Genomic DNA, 22,129 nt, shown 5'->3' with positions numbered 1-22,129 from the left:
CAAATGCTTTCAGCATATCCACGGTACGAAGGCAAATAAGTTTATCCGATTCCGTGGTGATACAGACGGTATTGGCGTTCACCATTTTGTTCTCCTCTGTATCGATAAAGGCTTGGCTATAACCCACGGAGAGGTTACGAGGAGAACCGGGCAACGCTTCCCCTTGGGTCATGGCTAAAAGATCGGGGACCAGCCCGTTCTGCGTGTACACATCCAGTTCCGTGTTCCCGTCTGCCGTCTCTTTCAAGATGTAGAATCCCTGCGAAAACGTGGTGGAAACGGCAAGTTTCATCTCTGCCGTCGCAGCATAACCATTCTCGGTTGCCGTGGCTTCGAAGATAATCGTGTAACTTCCCGCCGGTAGATTTACCTCGTACGACAGATTCTTGACCGAATCTATTTTATTCGTCCGGAAGCCTTTATCTTGATCTTCCTTGTAAATGTACCACGCGTAGGTTAATTGATCGTCCGGATAAGTCGTTTCTATTTCCGGCTCACGAATTAATTTATTCCCGCTATAAGAGATAATCGATGCGTCTTCCAAAGTTCCGATCGTGATGTCCCCGATTTTCTTAGTTCCCAAGCTACTGTCATCATCATAACAGGATACCAGCCCGAACAGCGTGAACAACACGGATAATATGATATACTTTTTCATGCTTTCTTGCTTTTAAAATTAACTCCAACTTTTAGGCTCAAAACTAACCGGCGTTCCATCTTCTTCCTTGTAGGGTTCCTCCCCGGCCTCTTCCCGTTTTGCATTCTCTTCTTCCAATTTCCGGGCAAACCAACCGGCCAAGTAGTTGACATAGGCGTTATCCCCGTCCATTAATTCCTTAATGTACGCATCATCCCACTTTTCCCCGGTCCACTCGATCATCAAGCGATGCTTTTCCGACCCGTAAAGACCAAACACATAGTCACAATAAGATTCCTCCCATACGGATGGTTTGGTTAATTTCGAAGAAATGGATAACGTGCGGGTCGTTAACCCGTCATATCCCGGTTTGAAATAACCGTTATCCTTGAAAGTGAATTGCAGGGTAACGTCCCCGTTGCTCAAAGAAGGGTCTCTTTTGACAACAACCGGAATTTTGGTTCCCGTTTTACGGGCAGGGATCATGTATTTCGCCTTCAGTTCTTCGTTGGTAAAAGCGACATAATGCACGTCAGCCTTCGCATCATTCCCCCCTGTCTGAATTTGCTCCAGTTCTAACGGTCGGTCCTCATCCGACACGAAACCCATGGTTGATATTTCAAACCAAACCGTGTCAACTTCAACCTCTTCCCCGACATACACGAACGAATACGATGCATATCGCATCTCGTCGGTAACTTCTTCTGTCCCCAGCACGGAACCATCATAACTACTGTAGTACACGAAATTCAACCAACAGTCCGGGGTTTCGTACACCGGCAAATCTTTCTCACAGGAACTCATCCCGAAAAGGAACAGACTCCCGGTCAGTATATTTATTAACTGTTTCATAATCATTTACTTTATTTGAGAGTTAGGATTATATTCGGTTTCCGGGAGAGGAACGATGTACACGTTCTCGTCGGCATTCCCGTTCCCCCAAAGCATTGTCGTCGCCCCGGTTCTTTTGTACGTATAGAACATTTGTCCCTCACCGTAAAACTCCCGACGGTACTCGTTTACCATCTCCCCGGAAACCTCGCTCAAAGAGGAAAAACCTGCTTCATTCAATACAACGGAGTGAGCCAACATATAATCATGGTACCATTCGTTTATTTCGTCCAAATCGGAAGAGGTTTCCATCGCTATCAAGTAGACTTCGGACATCCGTAACAACGGGATAATCTGGTAATATAACATCTGGTTTTCAGCATCATCTGCAAAATAATATTTTGCAAGGGCTCCATACAAGTTGGCCGACGCATCTTTCACGTTCCGGTTCCAACAATTCAGATACCTGTTGTGCGAACCCGTGTTTTGTCCCGCATACAAGTCACTTAGCATGGAGCTGGAGATCACGAGATGGGAGGGGCCAGCCTGTTGGTCGGCTTTGTTACCGATCAAGAAGACGGACGAGTATGTTTTCACGTCATATTTACTGAGGTAGAGCAAACATTCCGACGGGCAGGCTTTATATCCCTTGGCAATATCGGTTTCACCGCTCATGGTCATTACCAATTCCCCGTCAGCACCTTTGGCCTCTATGATTTCTTTGGCCAGCGTGTACGCCTTGTCTTTCTTTCCCAAGTAAAGGTACATACGGGCTTGAATGGCTTTTACAGCCCAATAATTCATCCGGGACTGACGATAGTACATGTAGCTATCACTTAATTCATTCCCGTTCGCTGAATTCAACTCGGAAAAAGTATATTGGAACAAGGGATCATTGTCTTTCAATAAAGATTCCGCTTTCGACAAGTCGCTTTCTAATTTCACGACGTAATCATCAAAACTATAATAAGCGGGCATCTCGTCAATCGAGGTTGTTTCAGAATAAGGTAATTCCACTTGCCGGGAGGCTCCCTGTGGTATTTGTCCGAACAAACGCAGCACGTCCAACTGACAAAAAGCACGAATGGCGTACGCCTCTCCCGTGATAACAGCTCGAGCCGCAGGGTCCTCAATAACATCCCCGTTCTTCTCGGCATATTTAATAATCATGTTCGCTTGGGCGATCACGTTGAACAATCCCGCGTAGATGGTCTTCACGGCCGTCTTGGAGTAGTCGCCCGTGTAGTCATGGTTCATGAGGTCGTTATCCTCGTAGCGTGTCGAATTACGGAACTGGTACCAGAGATTAGCCAAAGATTCAATATTCGACATCGTTAATCTTTCACCATAAACATCTTGGCTAGCCAAACTCATGTAACAACCCGTGAGGGCATCTTGGAATCCTTTGTACGTGGTAAACAAATCTTTGTCTTTCTGTTCCGTGTCCGGCCGAACATCCAGCCAATCATTACAAGAAACGGACAACAAAGCCACGAGTACCGTTATGATATATAATCTTTTCATAAATACAGTTTTTAGTTACGTGTTAGAATAAGAACTTGATATATCCCTGTATGTTACGAGCATACGGGTAGCTGGTTCCCCGTTCCATTTTAATGGATGATAAATGCAGAATGTCGGACATATTCACACCGAAAGTAATCGACGTGGCACGAGTATATTTCTGAATCCAAGGGGTATCCCATCGATATTGCACACCGATAGACGAGATCTCAAATACATTGTCATCCATCACGAAACGAGAGGTTGCACGGGTCTGGGTGTTACTCAATTGCTTGAAAAACGTCACGTCACCCGCTTGAAACCAACGGGATTTCAGCACACGGGCATCCACGTTTTGGCTGGATAAGGTATTCTTTGTTACCTCTACCTTGTTCAACAAGGTCTCATTGTACACCTTACCTCCCCAATAATAGGAACAGGCCACGTTGACCGTCAGTCCTTTCCACATGAACATGATGCTGCCATTTCCCCTGTACTTCTGATCTTTTGATCCTAAATATACTTTATCGGATGGTTTCCAAGTATCGGTGATTTTCCCGTTTTTATCCAGAAAAATCTCATTCCCCGTACTCGGGTCAATACCTAAAGAGCGTACGGCATAAATGGCATTCTGCGGACGTCCCTCGTAGAACAGGTTGCTCACGTCTACATCCTCCTGCAAGTACAATTCATTCTGGGCCTTGATCGCATCGGAAAGTTTGGTGATTTTATTCTTGTTGTAAACCAATTGCCCGCTAAACATCAAGTTCATCCTACGTTCCGAGTCCCGAATGGCATAGCCGCTAAAAGAGGCTTCCCAACCTTTATTTTCAACTTCCCCGACGTTCGCTATATAGGAAGAGAATCCCATAGAAAGGGGTAGGTCCATGTTAGAAAGAAGGTTTGCCGTCTTTTTCGTGTACACGTTGATTTCTCCTTTTACACGTCCTGTCCACAAACCGAACTCCATCCCGACATTAAATTCATCCGTCTTTTGCCAAGTCAGCTTGGGGTTTCCCCATCCTTGCAGGATCGTCCCGTTCCAGTTCATGTATTTGTTGTCCGTGGAATACTTGTAGGTTGTCGATGCCCCGGTAGAGGAACCCTGTTGTGAACCGGTTTCCCCGTAAGAGGCTTTCAACCGTAAGGTCGTAAGCACGGGATGCCCTTGCAGGAATTGTTCGTTATGCAAGTTCCAACCGATACCGGTACTCCAGAAAGGTGCGTATTTCTTGTCACTCCCGAACGTGGAGCTACCATCGACACGGTAGGCCAAGTCCACGTAGTAGCGCCCGTCATAGATGTAGTTCACGTTCCCGGTCAAGCCAAAGCGACGGGTACTTGTTTTTGTTCCGCTAGGAATCCCATCCTTCATGTACTGACGGGCGTTTCCTAAAAAATTCATATCCTCGCTCGAAAAGCCTTCCAGTTCGAAACTGTATGAACGGGATTGTGTTTCAGCCAATGACCAGTCAACACCCACGGACAAAAGATGTTTCTCGGCAAAAGTTTTATTATAGGTCACCGTGACATTCCCGCTATAACTATATTCTTTCCCGGTTCCGTAACGGTACAATCCGCGACGGAAGAATCCTTCATCCGTGGCATATTCCGCTTTCTGATCCCCGGTAGTGAAATAGGAATGTTCTGCCGGCAAGAAATAATCGCTACTGTTGTCCGTGCTGGAAATTCCCAACTGTCCTCTTAATTTCAACCCCTCGATTATGTCCCATTCGATGGAAAAGTTATTGGTTAACGATTGATATCCCGATTTATCGAAAGTGTTTAACGAGGCGTCATATAACGGATTTTGCTTATCAAGGTTATTATACTGAAAACCATCAAAATAACGCACGAGATTACCATTCTCGTCATACGGGGCATCATAAGGTTGTTGCTGCGCATACGTGCTAAATTCCCCATACCGACTTTCACGCCCCCGGTTCATCCCGTAAGAAGTGTAATTCTTGAATGTCAATTTATCCATCATGTACATCAAAACGATGGAGCCGTTAAAATTACGCCGGGAAGAACCTTTCATGGCTCCAACCACGTTTTTGTAAGCCAAAGCACCACTCCAACGAAATTGTTCACTTCCTCCTTCCAAACGTAAATTATAATGGGTACCGACACCCGTGTGTAAGGGTTTACTCAACCAATCCGTATCCACCCCGGAAAGTACAGCTTTTAGGCGTTTGTTATATCTTTCGGAATACTTCACATCATTCCCCGGAAAATCAGTATCATATAGTCCGGCCATCTTTTCCAATTGTAGTTTTTCTGCCGCATTCAGCAAGTCATAGGAACTCAAGTCCGGAGCCTCAATATCCATTCCTATTTCGGCATTCACTCTCAATTTGCCTGCCTCCGGTTGTTTCGTGACGACCACGATCACACCATTGGACCCACGAGAACCGTAAATGGCCGTGGCTGCCGCATCTTTCAATATATTGATGGATTCGATCTCGTCGTCATTGTAGTCCATTAACTTTTCCAGTGTGATTTCGAAACCATCCATGATGATCAAAGGAGAGTTCACGTCATTTTTGATACTTTCATTATACTCCTGCACACTCATGGGTAAAGAGGAATTACCCCGGATATTGATTTGAGGTACGTTATTCGGATTGCTACCCATGGCATTATTTACCATGAAGTTTAAGGAGGCATCAATATTTTTCAAGGTTTGCAAAACATTCTGCCCCTTGTACATTTTTAATTGTTCGGAAGAGATGCTGGAAACCGCACCCGTGTAACTTTCCTTGGCCTTTTTGAAAATACCGGTAACCACCACGTCTTCCAACACGGTATTATCCTCTTCCATCACGACACGGACTTCAGTTTTGTCTTTGATGGAAACCAGTTGTGTCTTCATCCCGACAAACCCGACTTCGAGTGTCATCACGTCTTCCGGAACACGCAAAGTAAAATTCCCGTCAATATCAGTGGCTGTCCCGATTGTAGCATTCACCACCCGGACCGTTGCCCCGATAACTGTTTCTCCTTTACTATCCACTACTTTTCCCTTGATCTCTTTCGTGGCATCGGATTTTTTCTTGGGCTGATAGACTACCGAGATATACTTTCCGCTGGCCACATCCGAGAAAACAAAAGGCTTCCCATCAAGCACTTTTTGTAAAGCTTCAGTAATAGTTACATCTTTCAACGAAACAGTCACTTTATAGGACTGTACGTCATCATAAGTAAAGAGAATCTTGTAGGTAGAAAGTTTTTCCAGTTGTTTTAACACGTTGGATAAAGGTGCATCCTTGAATTCCGCCGTGATTTTCTTCTCTTGTGCCTGTGTCAGCCCTGCCGACAACAAGCAACACATGAAGAACACAACCCGGAATAACCCGTTCAGTCGAAAACTGCCCGGCTTGAATTGGAGTTTCTGGTGTTTCATAAATTTGTTCATTTAATTTATTTTTACATGACTCAAATACGTATTCTTTATTCAGATTTCGTTTTGAGATGTAAATCGGGTACCAGAAACGATAAAAATTTTTTATTTTACCAAAATTTTATTGTTTTCGTAAGTCGCTTGTACTTTACCAAGCATGTTCAATAATTGCAGTACTTCTTCTATTTTCTGATCGCGTTCGGCAAGGAAATGCAAGCGGTAATTCATCGCTTGCGGGTTCTCGAATTCTACCCGTATATTATACCACCGCCCTAATTCACGCATGATCTCGACCACGGTTTCATTATCAAAATAGAAATACCCTTCCGTCCATAAATAGTAATTGTCCGTGTCGACTTCCCGCACGTCAAAAGTCCCGTCTCCTTGTAAATGAGCGTCCTCCCCGGGACGTATTACCACTTCCGAGGACGAACTAACATTTTTCACTTTCACGCTCCCTTTTAACAAGGTCACGTGTGAATCATCGGACACGTAGGTTCTGACATTAAATTCGGTTCCCAGAACTTCCGTCGTGATATTACCGGATTTTACAATAAAAGGTCTTTTTGAATCGGGCGTTACTTTGAAATAACCTTCCCCCTCTAACTCAACCACTCGCTGCTCTCCGGTGAAGCGACTGGGATATTTCAAACGGCTCTCGGCATTTAACCATACTTGAGTTCCATCTGCCAAACGAAGTTGATAAGCCCCACACCTGGGAGTTGTCAATGTATGTATCTCTGTTTCCCGGATCGTTTGCTGGTAATCTAACTCCTCGTCTCCCCGGGTAATACCTGTTTCTCGTAACAAACTATCTGCTTGAGGTGCGGATAAAGACACCATACGCCCGTCACCCGTGGACAAAAGGACTTCTTGAGATTGAGTACTGGCGGTAAAAGCCACGATAGGTCGGTTAACCGGAACCGGGGAAGTCCGATTGAACATCTGCCAACTGAAAAATAAAAGCACAGAGGCCGCCACACCTATCGAGATGCCGATCCACAATTGTTTTCCTTTATTTTTACCGGAAATTCTACTTTGCCGGAAGTTATTCCATTCTTTATTCACATCAGGTTTCAAGGACGCATGACGACGTGTAAACGCTTGCCTGTAATCCCCTAGCAAGCGAGCATCTTCCAGTTCTTTCGGATCATCCAGAATTGCATCAAGCTCCTCCTGACTCAACGAGCCGGGATCATCCAAAGCATCCAGCAAATCCTTTTTATTTTTCATATCCTGATCATCCATGTTTATTAACGACCTAATTTATATTAATACGTTTAGACCTCATTTTCGGGCACCCCCTCCGAGCCATTATTTATATGAAATTCTTCCCGCAATAAACGCAAGGCTTTCATAACGTGCTTTTTTACCGCACTAGGACTGATGTTTAACATCTCCGCAACCTCTGCATATTTTTTTCGGTTAAAATAACATTCTTCCATGATATGCCTTGTTTGCGGGGTTAAACTATCTAATACTTTATATATCCGTTCAATCTTCTCGTTTTCCTCATCCAGCCCCGCATCCTCTTCCGAAAGCATCCGAGAATACAGTGCCACGTAATTCTCTTCCACTTTATTATGCCGGAAGGTGTCTATGCTTTTATTCCGTACACTTTGAAAAAGAATCGCCACCACGTTCATCTTCCGAAAGTTCTCGTAGTTTTTCCACACGTACTCGAACGCATCATTCACTACATCCCGACTGACCTCCGCATCATTCAAAAACTGATAAGCATAGTAGTACAGACGGGAATAGTTCCCCGTGTATAGTTCTTCGAACTCTTTTCCATACCTCAAGCTTTTCAGCATATTCAATCCTGTTTATCCGCCTGCTAAGTTAATAGAAATTCATGGAACACGTACTCTTGATTTGCATATTCTTTAACTTTATAGCTATATAGTGATAATTCATATCTATTTTTACTACATTTGTCCTACTAAATAATATCACCGTGATGGACCTGCAAATCATTCAAGATAAAATTTATGAAATTCGAGGACAAAAGGTCATGCTTGACTTCGATCTGGCTGAATTATATGGAACAGAAACAAAATATTTGAAACGTTCCGTGAAGAATAATTTAAAACGATTCCCATCGGATTTCATGTTCGAGTTGACAAAAGAAGAGTTCGATAGTTTGAGGTGCAGAAATTGCACCTCAAACCAAAGAGGTGGCAATAGATATATGCCTTTTGCTTTCACGGAATTAGGTGTCGCCATGCTAAGTAGCGTCCTTAATTCAGAAATCGCTATCGAGGTAAACATGGGCATCATGCGAGCTTTTGTCGCCGTTCGACAATTAATAGCCAACTCTCCAACAGATAAAATAGGGGAAATTAAAAACGAGTTGAAAGAACTGAAAGAGTATATCAAGGAAATGTTTACCGACCAAAACGATATAAACGAGGACACCCGAATGCAACTCGAACTGATCAACCAAACGCTTGCCGAATTACAAGCAAAAAATCGAGGGACTAACGAACGAAAACGAATCGGCTATCAATTACCGGGATGTAACAATAAATAAAAGCTAAAAGTACATTCTCCCTGTTTAACTTTTAGCTTTTAACTTTTATCTTTTGTACCCCCGGGCAGAATCGAACTGCCATTTAAAGTTTAGGAAACTTCCGTTCTATCCGTTGAACTACAAGGGCCTTTATTCGGCTTGCAAAACTAATCGAAAAAACGGTTTATTCCAAATAATTATCACATTAGTCTTCTTTTTCTAGTCGAGAAAATCCCATAGCATCATATTATCTCCTCTACTTCTCTGAAGAAACTTTTATCCAAGCAAAATACAACTACAAAGCTCTCAAAATTCAAATTATTACTAAAAAAGCTCGAAAACATACAAAATGAAAGTACCGCAATCGATTTTAATAAAAAACTGATATGAAAAATTTTATTTCAAAAACTTATTATTAACTTCGCAACACAAATACTTAACAGCGTGTATTCACTTTAAATAAGAATAAACATGGTTAGCGACTACAAAGAAATTCTATCAGACAGCGCCAAAGGGATGAAGCGCTCTGCTATCAGAGAGTTGTTGAAATTAACTCAAAAGCCGGAAATTATTTCTTTCGCCGGGGGTCTTCCTGCTAAAGAATCTTTCCCGTTAGAACAATTACAAGAAATTTGTGCGGAAGTAATTGCCACGGATGGTGCTGCTGCTTGCCAGTACGGTTCAACTGAGGGAGTTCCTGAATTATTGGAAATCCTTGCTCAACGTTACCGGGATCAAGGCTTGAGCTATGTTACAAAAGAAAATATCACGATCATCACTTCTTCTCAACAAGGTTTGGACACGGTTGGTAAGATTTTCTTGAACCGTGGAGACAAATATATTTGCGAGTTACCTTCTTATCTTGGGGCCCTCGGTGCGTTCAACTCTTACGGTGGTGTAGGCGTTGGTATTCCTCAGGACGAACAAGGTATGAGTGCCGTGGAATTAGAAAAGACTTTGGCTGAAATGAAGGCTAAAGGGGAAAAACCGAAATTCATCTATTTGATTCCGGACTTCCAGAATCCTGCAGGTATGACCATGCCGGAAGCCAGAAGAATCGAAATTCTGAATATTGCCAAGAAATACGAGATCATGGTTGTTGAGGATAGCCCTTACCGTGAACTACGTTTCTCAGGAAAACCGCAACGTATGTTGTACGACTTGGATAATGGAGAAGGTAATGTAATTACGTTGGGAACTTTCTCCAAGATCTTCATGCCGGGATTCCGCATGGGTTGGGTTCTTGCTCACCCGATGGTGATTGACAACTTTGTGAAGGCAAAACAAAGTACAGACCTTTGTACCTCTGCTTTCTTACAGAAAATCACGGTTAAATTCTTCCAGAAAAACTATTTCGATGCCAACGTGAAGAATATCGTTGATATGTATCGTAGTAAACTAGAAGCTATGTTAGGTGCTTTCGAGAAATATATGCCGGAAGGTGTCACCTGGACTCGCCCGGAAGGTGGTTTGTTCTTGTTCTTGACATTGCCGGAAGGATACGATGCAGAGGAATTATTCCAAATCGCTATCGAAAAGAACGTGGCATTCGTACTTGGAACCGTGTTCTTCGTTAACGGTGGAGGTAAAAACACCATGCGTATCAATTTCTCTTACATGAGCGAGGAAATGAACATCGAAGGTGTTAAGAGATTAGCCGACGCAATCAAAGAACTATACGCTAGAAAAAAATAATCTAGAATGTAGATTTAAAATTTAGAGTTTGGAGTGGAGTATATGAATAAAATTCATATATTTCACTCTAAATTTTAAGACTAAGTTCAAGATGAAAGTAGTTATTCAACGAGTTACACGTGCCAGTGTTACCATCGAGCAACAATTGTTTTCTTCAATAAATAAAGGGATGCTCATATTAGTAGGAATCCAAGCCGATGACACGGATGAAGACATTAACTGGCTATCTTCCAAAATTGTAAATCTCCGTATATTCGATGACGAGAATGGAGTAATGAATAAATCCATCCTAGACTCCGGTGGTGAAATCCTTGCCGTTAGTCAATTTACTCTCATGGCTCGAACCAAAAAAGGCAACCGTCCCTCATATATTGATGCAGCCCCTCCCGCCATCTCCGTTCCGTTATATGAAAAATTCGTCGCAACCCTAAGCCAAGAACTCCACAAAGAAGTTCAAACCGGACAATTCGGAGCTAACATGAAAGTCGAATTAATCAATGATGGACCCGTAACAATCATTATTGATTCCAAGAATCGACAATGATTGTTAAACTCACAACTAAAAGTTAAAAGATAAAAGTTACATGGATTCAATTTTACAAGATAAAAGTTATACTTTTGCCATAAGCATCGTGAAACTTGCTCAATTCTTTCAAAAAGAACAGAAAGAATTTGTTATCAGCAACCAAATTCTAAAAAGTGGAACCTCCATGGGAGCTTTAATCCGTGAAGCAGAATTTGCACAAAGTCAAGCTGATTATATTAACAAATTTTATATCGGTCTTAAAGAAGCGAATGAAACGAATTACTGGCTTAATCTTTTAAAAGACACAGGATATATTGATGGGAATAATTTTACAAATATGGAAAAAGATAATAAAGAATTAATCGCCATGCTTGTCGCCACAGTAAAAACACTCAAATCTAAATTAAAGAAATGAACTTTTATCTTTTAGTTTTTAACTTTTAACTTGGTAACAATGGATATCGCAGAATTACAAACCGCAGTAGATGCATGGATCAAGACCCACGGGGTAAGATATTTTAACGAATTAACAAACATGACTATTCTGGTAGAAGAGGTCGGAGAACTAGCCCGGGTGATGGCTCGAAAATATGGCGAACAGTCGTACAAGGAAGGAGAGAAGGATAATTTGGCAGAAGAATTGAGTGATGTTCTTTGGGTATTGGTATGCTTGGCAAATCAAACGGGGGTAGATTTGAACGAGGCCGTAAACAATAATTTTGCCAAAAAAACGGCAAGAGATGCTAATCGTCATAAAAAAAATCCGAAACTCTTAAAAGATTAAACACTTTTATCCTACTTTTGCCAACAAATGCGCAAATAAAAAAATATCATGTGGATTAAGATTGCAGGGATTCTTCTTCGTAACCGGGTGGCCTTTATTGTTGGGGTCTTGCTTATCACCGTTTTCATGGGATTTCAAATCCCTAAAGTGGAAATGTCATATGAATATTCGAACCTGTTACCAGCCACGGATAGCGCATACCTAGACTACCTTGATTTTCACGAGAAATTCGGACAGGAAGGAAACGTGATGGTCTTTGCCATACAGGACAAAGACTTTTACCAGCTCGACAAAATGAATGACTGGATCAGCATGTGCGATAGCCTGAAAGCTCTTCATGGCATCGTGGCTCTCGTGGATATTACCCATTCATTCAATCTTCACAAGGACACACTGAATAAAAAATTTGACATCCAACCCATCTTTCCCAACCATATCAAGGATCAACGGGAACTGGACAGCTTAGTGAATATCATTGAAAATCTTCCATTCTACGACGGAACGCTGTTCAACAAAAAGAAAGACATCTATGGAATGATGGTTTCCGTCTCCGCTGATGTGATGAACTCTCCTGCACGGGTAGGATTAGTAAAGGATATTTTAGAGATTACCGAACATTTCTCAAAAAAACATAACCTCCAGATGCACTATTCGGGACTTCCTTACATCCGGGTAGTCAATGCGGAAAACATCAAAGGAGAGATGTACATGTTCATCATCCTGTCGTTATTGATCACGACATTCATCCTCTACCTGTTTTTCCGTTCCTTCCGCATCATCGGTTTTTGTTTATTGATTGTGCTGATTTGTGTCAGTTGGACGGTCGGTGTTATGGCCATGCTAGGCATCAAAATCACGCTACTCACTGCCATGTTACCACCTCTGTTGATCGTGATATGTATTCCGAACTTGGTGTTCATGATCAACAAATTTCACGCAGAATACGACCGTCACGGGAATAAAATCAAAGCCTTGCAACGTATGATTCAAAAGATCGGGAATGCCTCATTCCTAAGCAATTTGACCACAGCTGCCGGTTTTGCAACTTTCATCGTGACCTCAAGTCAAATCCTCGTGGAATTTGGAATAACCGCCTCCATTGGTATCACATTCGTGTACCTTGTGTGTTTGGTCATGATTCCTTGCGGATTCAGTTTCATGCCGGAGCCGGATAGCAAACAAATCAAACACTTGCACAATAAAACAGTAACCGGAACGCTGGAACGTGTCATTCAACTTATCTTAAATCGTCGGAATGTCGTGTACGGAGTTGCTATTTCCGTTGTCATCCTTGGAATTATCGGACTTACCCTCATGAAATCCACGGGTTACATGGTAGATGACTTGAAAGAAACAGACCCGATTCGACAAGACCTAAGTTTCTTTGAGGAAAACTTTGACGGATTAATGCCCCTAGAGGTAACTGTTGACTTCGGAAAACCAAAGCAAGTATTGAACTTACCTAATCTCCAAAAACTGGATAAACTCTCCGAGGAATTATCAAAAGACGAAGATATTTCCAAACCCATTTCCCTCATTGAAGTCATCAAATTTGCCAACCAGGCGTTCTATAACGGGAAACCCTCTTATTACAAGCTCCCGACAAATATGACCAAGAATTTCATCTTGAAATATGCCTCCCAATCCACGGGAGAGATTGGCGGACAAGCAAACTCTTTCGTTGACTCCACCCTCCAACGGGTGCGCCTCAGTTTCCGGGTAAAAGACATCGGGACCAAGAAAATGCAGGAAAAGGAAAACAAATTATACAATATTGTTGAACAATACTTCCCGAATGACCGCTACACGGTAAAGGTCACTGGTTCAAGTATTATTTTCTTTAAAGGAACTCAATATCTTGTATTTAATCTCTTTACCTCGCTAGCACTAGCCATCCTTCTTATTGCTCTCTTTATGGCTTGGATGTTCAAGAGTAAACGTATGGTACTGGTTGCCTTGATCCCCAATATCATTCCACAGATTATCACGGCTGCCATCATGGGATACTTCGGCATCCCGATCAAAGCATCCACGATCTTGGTATTCAGCATCGCTTTCGGTATTTCCGTTGATGGAACGATCCATTATCTCGCTAAATACCGTCAAGAATTACAAGGAACAAACTGGAGTATACGATCTTCCGCTGTACTGGCCCTACAAGAAACAGGACAAAGTATGATTTACAATGCTATCATCCTGTTCTTCGGATTCGGCATCTTTGCTCTTTCCGATTTCGGTGGTACGGTTGCATTGGGTATTTTGGTCTCCATCACGTTATTGGCAGCCATGCTATCTAACCTGATACTTCTACCGTCATTATTACTAACGCTGGACAAACACACGACAAACAAGACTTTTCAGGAACCTAAAATAGACATTCTCGCTGAAGGAGAAAGCAAAGAAATCAAATAAAAACATCCTATGTAGGATTTTTTAAAGTTAAACTGAAGAATATTTATACTCTTCATTAAAAAAAGATGTATACTTGCATAAATAAATCAAAAGCATATTTATGAGGCGACTATTATTCTTCATGTTGGGGATAAGTATGTTATTCCCGGCCACAGCACAAAAAAAGACAAGTATACACTCGGAGACCTATACGCAATGGAAGAGTAAATCTCCAATAGGCATATCGATCTATTACGACCGACGAAAATACGACCACGATTATTCGATCCAGACTGTAATAGGATACATTCCTGCCCAGGGATACCCTTTTACTACCGATCAAGCCGGTGAATTATTAGAATCTTACTCTAGGGACTACAAAATAAAAAAGAACATCACAAATACAATCCGGTTGCAAGTGGATTACTGGCTTTTTCCTTTCTTAAACATATATGTCCTAGGAGGAAAGATTTTTGATGAAAGCAAACTAAATGCGGCTCTTCAAATCAATTACATCGACTTACCTCCTTTTTCCCAAAGCATAAAAACAGATGGATGGATTTATGGATGCGGCACAAAAAGTGAATTTATATATCATCACTTCAAGCCTCAGATCGAATATACCATATATTGGAACCATTTTGATGAGATCAGTAATAAATCAATATTTCAAACCATAACCCCGAAGCTAGGATACATCGCCACGAGTAACAAGAATTGGATCAAGAATATAGAGATATATGCCGGGGCAACTTACAATCATATAAAATTTAAAAATCATTACGCGGCCTACTATGATGAACCAACACTGCAACAAATATTTGCGGAAATACACCCGTCAGAAGAAGGACCGTTACTGCCTCATGGCGGAATTTTGGATGCTATTATATTAAAAAATATACACGATTGGAACATGACCACTGGCATCGAGATCGAATTTTGCCACCACATTCATTACAAATTTGAAACTATCTTTCTGGGAAAAGAAACAACAATTTCCACGGGTATCACTTATCGACTATTCGGTAAGAAGTAGTAAAGTTTAAATCAACTTTCGCTCCTTCAGATTCAAATAACTATTGATACTATTCACCGTCAGAGATTCCGGTTTGGAAAGGATCACCCGGATACCCAATTGACTTAATTCCCGGACCATTTGTCGTTTCTCCGTGGCAAATCCCGCTGCAATGGTTTCGAAATATGCATCCTTTAGATTGTGTACGGGACGCTCCAAAGCCTTATTTAATTCAGAGTTCTCGAATAAAATGACCAACACGAGATGCCGTGCCGCCAAGCGCTGTAATGCAGGCAAATGACGTCGTAATCCTGATACGGTATCAAAATTGGTAAACAAAATCAGTAAACTCCGGGTCGGGATTTGTCGATTCACCGACACGTATAATTTCTCGAAATCAGTCTCTTGATAATGTGTTTCCAAACGATACAAAGCCTCACTTATCCGATTTAACTGGCCCACCCGGTTATCGGCCTTCACGCAATTCCGAGAATTATTCGAGAACGTGATCAACCCGGCCCGATCCCCTTTTTTCAATATAATATTCGACAAAGTTAAGACCGTATTTATTGCGTGATCCAGCATCGTCATATTATTAAAAGGCGATTGCATCGCACGTCCCTTATCCACCAGACAATAAATCTGTTGAGATCGCTCTTCCGTGTAGGTATTCACCATCAAATGATTATATTTCGCCGTGGCCTTCCAGTTTATCGTGCGGGGATCATCGCCCGTCACATAAGGCTTAATCTGTTCGAAGGCCATGTTTCCCCCGAGAGCCCGGGTACGGATGCCTCCATTCTCCGGATGGTAATTCCCGTAAGCCATCAACTCATAACGGTGCATCATCATAAACGAAGGATAAACAGCCACATCCTGATCCGCACGAAAAGAATAACGCCTTTCGACCAACCCAAAACGCACGGACACGAATACCCGAATCTTCCCGAAATTATAAGAACCTCGTTTTGTAGGACGTAACGTGTAATGGATCTCCCGCTGTTCTCCGGCATTCACCTTCAACCGGAACAAGACATTCCGGTTCTGGAATTCCACCGGGATCTCGTCAATCACACGAAGACAAGCACTCACCGGATAACGATTTCTTAGTACCAGGCAAACCGGATTTTCTTCCCCGTTAGACAATTTATCCACCACCACCCGCGAAGCATCAATCCCGTCCACTCGCTTGTACAATTCGAATAACTCCACGAGTAACAGCAACAGCACAGTCAGCAAAGCCCCCGCAACCCAGATAAAAAGTAACGGGAAAACGTAAGCCATCACAAAAGCGAATATTCCCAACATCAATATCAGGAAAAAACGGCGGGATAAATATGTATCTTTAAGTATTCGCACTATCTTGGAACTTCTATTTTAGACACTATCTGTTGCACTACCTGATCAACAGTCACGCCTTCCAACTCCTTCTCGGAAGAAAGCTGCACCCGGTGTCGCAATACCGGATTTACCAAATACAAAACATCGTCCGGAACAACAAAATCCCGTCCTTGAATAGCTGCGAAGGCCTTAGCCCCGTTCATTAAAGCGATCGACGCACGGGGAGACGCACCCAAGTAAAGCCAACCGCTTTTACGAGTAGCATCCACGATATTCACGATAAAGGATTTTATCTTCGAATCTACACGCACTTGAGCAACCTGTGTTCTCAACTTCTTCAACGCCTCCACGCTCAACACGGGTTCCAGTTCCTGCCAATGGGCGATAGCCCCGTGATCATGCAACTCAAGCACCTCGATCTCTTCCGCCACGGAAGGATAAGTCACGTTAATCTTAAATAGGAAACGATCCAGCTGAGCCTCGGGCAAACGATAAGTACCTTCATGTTCTATCGGATTCTGCGTCCCCACCACCACGAAAGGATAATCCATCCGGTATTCCACCCCGTCATTCGTGATTTGCCTTTCCTCCATCACTTCAAACAAAGCCGCCTGTGTCTTTGCCGGAGCCCGGTTGATCTCGTCCACCAACACGATATTCGAGAAAATAGGTCCTTTCCGATATTCAAAACGCCCTGCTGCCGGAAGAAAAACAGAGGTTCCCAGAATATCACTCGGCATCAAGTCCGGCGTAAACTGAATCCGGTTAAAAGTAACATCCAGCATCCGGGCCATAACCTTTGCCATCAACGTCTTGGCAATTCCCGGAACACCCTCAATCAAGATATGTCCATCAGCCAGCATCGCCGTCAGCAACAAATCGGCCACTTCCTTTTGACCGATAATCACCTTACCCATCCGTTCCCGTATTCGGGTGATCTTCTCGTTTAAATCCGTGAAATCTATTCTGGACTCAAAATTTATCTGATCTTCCATAATCTATTTAGCTTTTAGTTTTAAACAGTTCTATATATCTCACCAGCTCACGTAACTGGTCTTCATCCACATGCTCGGTCTTCCGAATCCGGATAATCAAAAAAATCAGGTCTTCCACGCTACCCCGTGCAACTCCCGCTCGTTCCGACAACAAATCTATAAAAGAACTATCCAGTTCCTCCGTACGCAATTTATAATAATAACGTACCTCTTCCAGAAAACTATTGATCCGTTTATTCGCGATAGCAACATGATCCCGCTGCTTGTAGTACAGAGAACTCACAACCGACACGAATTCCAATGTCCGGTTTTCCAAAGGACGAATTTCCGGAATCGGACGCTGTTCCCGTTTCGTCCGGAACAAAACGTATAGTATCGCCCCCAATATCAACAAAATATACGCCCACTTCAACGCGGGATACCTGAATATCACCCGGAAAAGAGTTTGTTGCCCCTCTGTCCCGGATTTTAGGTATTCATCCCATACCACGTTCGCATCCGGGGGAAGAAACGAGAGAGCCTTCTGGTAATAATCCCCATTCACCGAATCCAACAAGAAGAAATTCGTGAATGCCATCGGGTTCGAATGTAGGTAGATAACCCCCTCCCCGTAATTCATCCGGATAAAATTGGGATTCTTGATCGTATCGACATATCCTAAAACCTCCCCGTCAAAAGATTCCTTCAATTCAAAATAACGGTGAGTTGCCCTGAAAGGATAACCTTTATCTTCAAAGCCTCGCAAATAATCCTTCCCGTTCTGAATCCTTTTCATTCCTGAAACACCCACGTAAGAATACAATGTATCGGGAATAAACTCTGCCGACACGAAAAGCGAACCACCGTCTTCCACCTCTTCCAACACGACCTCCAAATCCCCCGGAACAATTCTGAAAAAGGGACTCACGAAAAAGTAGGTCTTCAAGAAAGGCGTTCTACCCACACGCAATTGTTCCCGTACAGACATCCGGGCAAAAGACACCTCTCCTTCCGGAAATAGATAAGGCAAAGCATCTTTAATAATATACGTCCCATAAGGACTCTTCTTGCTGATAGAAAAATTAGGACTCCAATCTATCGGTTGCGGTTTATTCGCCTCATATCCCGTGTAAACAGCCATAATGGCGATCACGAAAAGAACAATCAATACATTTTGGCGCCGTTTCATCCTTCCACCTCCTTCCTGAACTCCGTGAAATATCGTTTGATATTCCGATAAGCGGTTTCATCCACTGGAAACTCGCCATAACAAACACAATCAAATATACGGCTTATCTCCTCAAAATGACGACTCCACGTTTCATTCTTTATCTCGTAAATATAATGCAGATTCGTTTTAGAAACATCCCAACGAATCACCTCTTTTTTATCCAACATTTGCAACAAAGCAGAATAACTCACCCGTATTGCCAGCACGTAATCATTCTCCTGCTCCGCTTTCGCCAGTAACCGCACGAAAGAATCCGCTTCCTGTTCCCCGGTGTACTCCACGGAATCCTCCGGGAAAAAATCGGTCTCCCGCCTGCGGAAAAGAAATTTATCCCTATTCCTCACGAGCAGGTAAACGATACCCAAGGCAAAAAGACCCAATACAATTTTTAAAATAATATCCATTGTCTGCATTGACCCCTCCGAAACCTTGATCCGAAACAAACGCTCCAGAATCCAACGTTTTATCCAGTCCCAAATACTAGGCGAATCTTCAATATTCGTCGTGTAATCAAAAGCCGCATCTTTCCTATATTTCTCCAAGAAATCAGCTTTCGGGCCCCGCAAAACATAAGAAGAATCCGGAAAGAGCGAAGACTCCCGCTCCCCTTCTTCCGCCCATGTCACGTTCCCGACACAAACAAACACGAATAGAATAATATATTTAATTAGCCTCTTCATCCGCCTTTTTCTCGGGTTGAACCCCCAACTGGTCAATCTGGCTTAATAAAGTCGTGTGTTCCATCTCTTCCGAACGGGAAAAGAAAAGCATCCCGACCCCGACAAATAAAACCGTGTATAACGTGTATTGTCCCAAGTAAGAGAGTAGCAGCGAGAAAGTAATCTCGTAAATATTGGGAATCGCCCCCGTGAAAGCCGACGACATCATCACGAACATATAAGGAATACCAAACAGATAAGCTACAACACCTACCAATAGGTACATCACGAGAATAAACCCGAAAGTCTTCCACCAATTCCCCTTTACCATAGCCATTGATTCCGTGATAATTTTTCCTAGCCCGTTATCTCTTAATATCAGCAAATACGATCCGAAAGTAAACGAAATTCCAATATATATTCCGGGAACAAACAAGAACAAGAAACCGATAAAAACAACCAAACCACAGAAAACAGACCACACAAGATACACCCCGAATTTCTTCAACATAACTCTAAAAACCTCGATAATCGTGATCCGTTCCTCAATCCCCGCCTGATAATGATCCCAGTAAACCCGCAAATAAGAAATAGCAAACAACTGCACCCACAGCATCATCAGCACCCCGAACAGTGACGTGAACAGGGTTCGTAACATCGTATCCGTAAAACTATTCACGTCGTAGTAAGCCTCCGGGTGCAGCGACATATCAAAAACCTCCATCAACAGATCCTTCATGAAAAAAAGCATCAGCAAAATCATGGGAAACCCGATCACGGCAAAAGCCCGGATAAAAGGAACAAACTCCTGTTTCATGAAATTAATCGTCACGGTAATCAAATCCGAAAAAGAACGCTGCACGCTCAAATTAATCTTTTCCATTGGTCTCTGTTTTATGTAAATAATAAGGATAAACAACAAAATACCCGATAACCCCTCCCAGCGAAAGGATAATTGCCGCAGCTCCTACCACCGGGTAAGTATCGGCATAACGCGTGATGAAACTTTCAATCCACCCAGCGATAATAAAAAACGGAATCAGCCCGGTAACAATCTTTATGCCCCGCAAGGCCCCATTCCGAAACGAGTACGAGCGCTTGTACGTCCCCGGGAACAGGAAACTATTTCCCATCACCAGCCCCGCTCCCCCGGCTATGATAATAGACGTTATCTCGAAAGTCCCATGCGCCCACACGGACATCACCGAATGCAACAAAAGCCCGTGCTGGAAAAAGAAGTATTGGAAAGCCCCCAGCATAACCCCGTTCGAGAAAAGAATCCATAACGTTCCCGCGGAAAAAAAGATACCGAAAACAAACGCCACGAAAGCCACCTTAATATTGTTTGCGGTAATCATAAAAAACATATCCACCTCGTTCGAGGACGAATAAATCCCCATCGGAGTCCCGTTCTCGATGTTTTCCAACGTTTTGTCCACGTATGCGTCACCCAGAATCAAGCGCACGAAAGTATCGTCTTTCGCCGTGGAGAAGCCCCCGATCAATGCCGCAAACAGAAGAAAAAGAAAAGCAAACAACAACGTCCGCCTCTCTCGATAGAGCAACAGCGGAAACTCCCGCACCCAAAAGGAAAGAATCCCCTTTTTCTCCGATCTTTCCTGTCCGTAAATATTGATCTGGTAAACAGAAATCAACTGATTCAAATACTTCACCACATCACTACCCGGGTAAAACGTTTTGGCATAGGAGAGATCATCGGAAAGAATCACGTAATTAGAGGCAAGAGTATCTGTATCCAGATGGCTTACATTTTCCATTTTTCCCCATTTCTCCTTGTTCTGACTTACAAATCTAGCCTCTTTCATTCTAAATACCACACTTTTTTCCTGTGATAAAAATAATGCATTTATTCAAAAAAAATGTATGTTTGTGGAAATATTTATACTTATCATGAACATTTCTATCAGTACAGCTCACAACGTTGACATTGATTATATTCCCGCGGGCGTGCTAGACCGCATCCTAGCAACCTTGATTGATGGTGCCTTTCAGTTCGGACTACTCATGTTGGGTCTCATGTTTATCGGCCTCTTCAGCATGGTAGCCTCCCCTACTTGGTTTTTCGTCATTCTCGCGGTGATCATCGCTTCCTATCATCTATTCTGCGAGGCCGTCTTTAACGGCCGCAGCCTTGGCAAATACACCATGCGTATCCAAGTCGTGAAACTAAACGGCAAAAAACTCACCTTCTGGGATTGTATGCTCCGCTGGGTCTTCCGCTTAATAGATATTTCCATCTCAAGCGGTGCCGTCGCCGTCATCTCGATCATCGCCTCCAAACGAATGCAAAGACTCGGTGACATGGCGGCAGGAACCACGGTAATAAAACTCGAAAAAGCAGTCACGTTAAAACAAATCAGTGAATTCGAGGCCCCGGAAGAATATCAGGTCGTCTTTCAGCAAGCCGCTCTTTTGTCCGACAAAGACATCAAGATCATCAAGGATGTGCTACGGGAAGTACACAAAAACAACAATTACGCCCTACTGGCCCCTCTCACGAAAAAGATTAAAGAAGTAACAGGAATTGAAACAGCCATGATTCCACTGGAATTCGTGGAAACCATCTTAAAAGATCACTCTCACTTGGCAAATAATTAGCTGAAAGC

20 protein-coding genes and 1 tRNA gene are annotated in these 22,129 nt (G+C 42.9%); 8 read left to right on the top strand and 13 right to left on the bottom strand.

The features are described from left to right. From AB5542_RS00730 to AB5542_RS00705, 6 genes are all read right to left on the bottom strand, one after another. On the bottom strand, nucleotides 1-658 hold a 658-nt coding region (locus AB5542_RS00730), incomplete at its 3' end, for a PKD-like family lipoprotein (RefSeq protein WP_368242948.1). Between the two features lie 18 nt (nucleotides 659-676). Continuing rightward, a complete protein-coding gene (locus AB5542_RS00725) occupies nucleotides 677-1,489 on the bottom strand; it encodes a DUF4843 domain-containing protein (RefSeq protein ID WP_288215030.1) in 813 nt (270 codons plus the stop codon). 6 nt (nucleotides 1,490-1,495) lie between these two features. Continuing rightward, complete coding sequence (locus AB5542_RS00720; RefSeq protein ID WP_340278443.1) at nucleotides 1,496-2,992, bottom strand: RagB/SusD family nutrient uptake outer membrane protein; 1,497 nt, start codon at nucleotides 2,990-2,992, stop codon at nucleotides 1,496-1,498. A gap of 22 nt (nucleotides 2,993-3,014) precedes the next feature. Further along, a complete protein-coding gene (locus tag AB5542_RS00715; RefSeq protein WP_288215028.1) occupies nucleotides 3,015-6,377 on the bottom strand; it encodes a SusC/RagA family TonB-linked outer membrane protein in 3,363 nt (1,120 codons plus the stop codon). Nucleotides 6,378-6,479: 102 nt separating this feature from the next. Next, a complete protein-coding gene (locus AB5542_RS00710; RefSeq protein WP_288215027.1) occupies nucleotides 6,480-7,607 on the bottom strand; it encodes a FecR family protein in 1,128 nt (375 codons plus the stop codon). Nucleotides 7,608-7,654: 47 nt separating this feature from the next. Further along, on the bottom strand, nucleotides 7,655-8,188 hold the full coding sequence (locus AB5542_RS00705; RefSeq protein WP_124315533.1) for an RNA polymerase sigma factor: 534 nt from the start codon (nucleotides 8,186-8,188) through the stop codon (nucleotides 7,655-7,657). 146 nt (nucleotides 8,189-8,334) lie between these two features. On the opposite strand from AB5542_RS00705, the gene AB5542_RS00700 reads away from it, so the two are divergent. Then, complete coding sequence (locus AB5542_RS00700) at nucleotides 8,335-8,907, top strand: ORF6N domain-containing protein (protein ID WP_118304643.1); 573 nt, start codon at nucleotides 8,335-8,337, stop codon at nucleotides 8,905-8,907. A 55-nt stretch (nucleotides 8,908-8,962) separates the two neighbouring features. On the opposite strand, the gene AB5542_RS00695 is transcribed toward AB5542_RS00700, so the two are convergent. After that, nucleotides 8,963-9,034 (bottom strand) — tRNA-Arg (locus AB5542_RS00695). A 323-nt stretch (nucleotides 9,035-9,357) separates the two neighbouring features. Here AB5542_RS00695 and AB5542_RS00690 point away from each other — a divergent pair. The 6 genes from AB5542_RS00690 (at nucleotide 9,358) to AB5542_RS00665 (ending at nucleotide 15,318) form a co-directional block, all read left to right on the top strand. Beyond that, complete coding sequence (locus AB5542_RS00690) at nucleotides 9,358-10,581, top strand: PLP-dependent aminotransferase family protein (RefSeq protein ID WP_087419162.1); 1,224 nt, start codon at nucleotides 9,358-9,360, stop codon at nucleotides 10,579-10,581. A 91-nt stretch (nucleotides 10,582-10,672) separates the two neighbouring features. After that, nucleotides 10,673-11,125, top strand: a complete 453-nt coding sequence (dtd, locus tag AB5542_RS00685) for a D-aminoacyl-tRNA deacylase (protein ID WP_118304644.1) — start codon at nucleotides 10,673-10,675, stop codon at nucleotides 11,123-11,125. A 40-nt stretch (nucleotides 11,126-11,165) separates the two neighbouring features. Next, on the top strand, nucleotides 11,166-11,522 hold the full coding sequence (locus tag AB5542_RS00680; protein ID WP_118304645.1) for a four helix bundle protein: 357 nt from the start codon (nucleotides 11,166-11,168) through the stop codon (nucleotides 11,520-11,522). Between the two features lie 39 nt (nucleotides 11,523-11,561). Then, nucleotides 11,562-11,891 (top strand): nucleotide pyrophosphohydrolase, encoded by a 330-nt coding sequence (locus AB5542_RS00675; protein WP_087419165.1) that lies wholly within the window; start codon nucleotides 11,562-11,564, stop codon nucleotides 11,889-11,891. Nucleotides 11,892-11,939: 48 nt separating this feature from the next. Beyond that, nucleotides 11,940-14,303 (top strand): efflux RND transporter permease subunit, encoded by a 2,364-nt coding sequence (locus AB5542_RS00670; RefSeq protein WP_288215026.1) that lies wholly within the window; start codon nucleotides 11,940-11,942, stop codon nucleotides 14,301-14,303. Between the two features lie 100 nt (nucleotides 14,304-14,403). Further along, the gene (locus tag AB5542_RS00665) at nucleotides 14,404-15,318 is read left to right on the top strand and encodes a hypothetical protein (protein WP_288215025.1); all 915 of its coding nucleotides are present in this window, start codon (nucleotides 14,404-14,406) and stop codon (nucleotides 15,316-15,318) included. Nucleotides 15,319-15,324: 6 nt separating this feature from the next. Here the strand turns inward: AB5542_RS00665 and AB5542_RS00660 are convergent, their stop codons facing one another. From AB5542_RS00660 to AB5542_RS00635, 6 genes are read right to left on the bottom strand one after another with little or no spacing between them, the layout of a single operon-like run. Then, on the bottom strand, nucleotides 15,325-16,656 hold the full coding sequence (locus AB5542_RS00660; RefSeq protein WP_288215024.1) for a DUF58 domain-containing protein: 1,332 nt from the start codon (nucleotides 16,654-16,656) through the stop codon (nucleotides 15,325-15,327). Further along, a complete protein-coding gene (locus tag AB5542_RS00655) occupies nucleotides 16,656-17,633 on the bottom strand; it encodes an AAA family ATPase (protein WP_279038613.1) in 978 nt (325 codons plus the stop codon). Before AB5542_RS00655 ends, AB5542_RS00660 begins: the two co-directional genes overlap by 1 nt. 7 nt (nucleotides 17,634-17,640) lie before the next feature. Then, the gene (locus tag AB5542_RS00650; protein WP_118304650.1) at nucleotides 17,641-18,801 is read right to left on the bottom strand and encodes a DUF4350 domain-containing protein; all 1,161 of its coding nucleotides are present in this window, start codon (nucleotides 18,799-18,801) and stop codon (nucleotides 17,641-17,643) included. Next, nucleotides 18,798-19,523 carry a DUF4129 domain-containing protein gene (locus tag AB5542_RS00645; RefSeq protein ID WP_279038614.1) on the bottom strand — a complete coding sequence of 242 codons (726 nt, stop codon included), beginning with the start codon at nucleotides 19,521-19,523 and terminating at the stop codon, nucleotides 18,798-18,800. The genes AB5542_RS00650 and AB5542_RS00645 overlap by 4 nt, the downstream gene beginning before the upstream one ends. Then, nucleotides 19,507-20,385: a hypothetical protein gene (locus AB5542_RS00640; protein ID WP_279038615.1), complete on the bottom strand. Its 879-nt coding sequence runs from the start codon at nucleotides 20,383-20,385 to the stop codon at nucleotides 19,507-19,509. Before AB5542_RS00640 ends, AB5542_RS00645 begins: the two co-directional genes overlap by 17 nt. After that, a complete protein-coding gene (locus AB5542_RS00635; protein WP_270547125.1) occupies nucleotides 20,372-21,328 on the bottom strand; it encodes a stage II sporulation protein M in 957 nt (318 codons plus the stop codon). The genes AB5542_RS00640 and AB5542_RS00635 overlap by 14 nt, the downstream gene beginning before the upstream one ends. A 64-nt stretch (nucleotides 21,329-21,392) precedes the next feature. On the opposite strand from AB5542_RS00635, the gene AB5542_RS00630 reads away from it, so the two are divergent. Continuing rightward, complete coding sequence (locus AB5542_RS00630) at nucleotides 21,393-22,121, top strand: RDD family protein (protein ID WP_270544354.1); 729 nt, start codon at nucleotides 21,393-21,395, stop codon at nucleotides 22,119-22,121. Nucleotides 22,122-22,129: the final 8 nt, after the last annotated feature.

Source organism: Butyricimonas sp. RTP31003st1_G1_RTP31003_210430, from assembly GCF_040920905.1.
In the GTDB taxonomy this organism is placed as follows: Bacteria; Bacteroidota; Bacteroidia; order Bacteroidales; family Marinifilaceae; genus Butyricimonas; species Butyricimonas paravirosa.
This window is presented reverse-complemented; position numbering and strand designations above follow the sequence as displayed.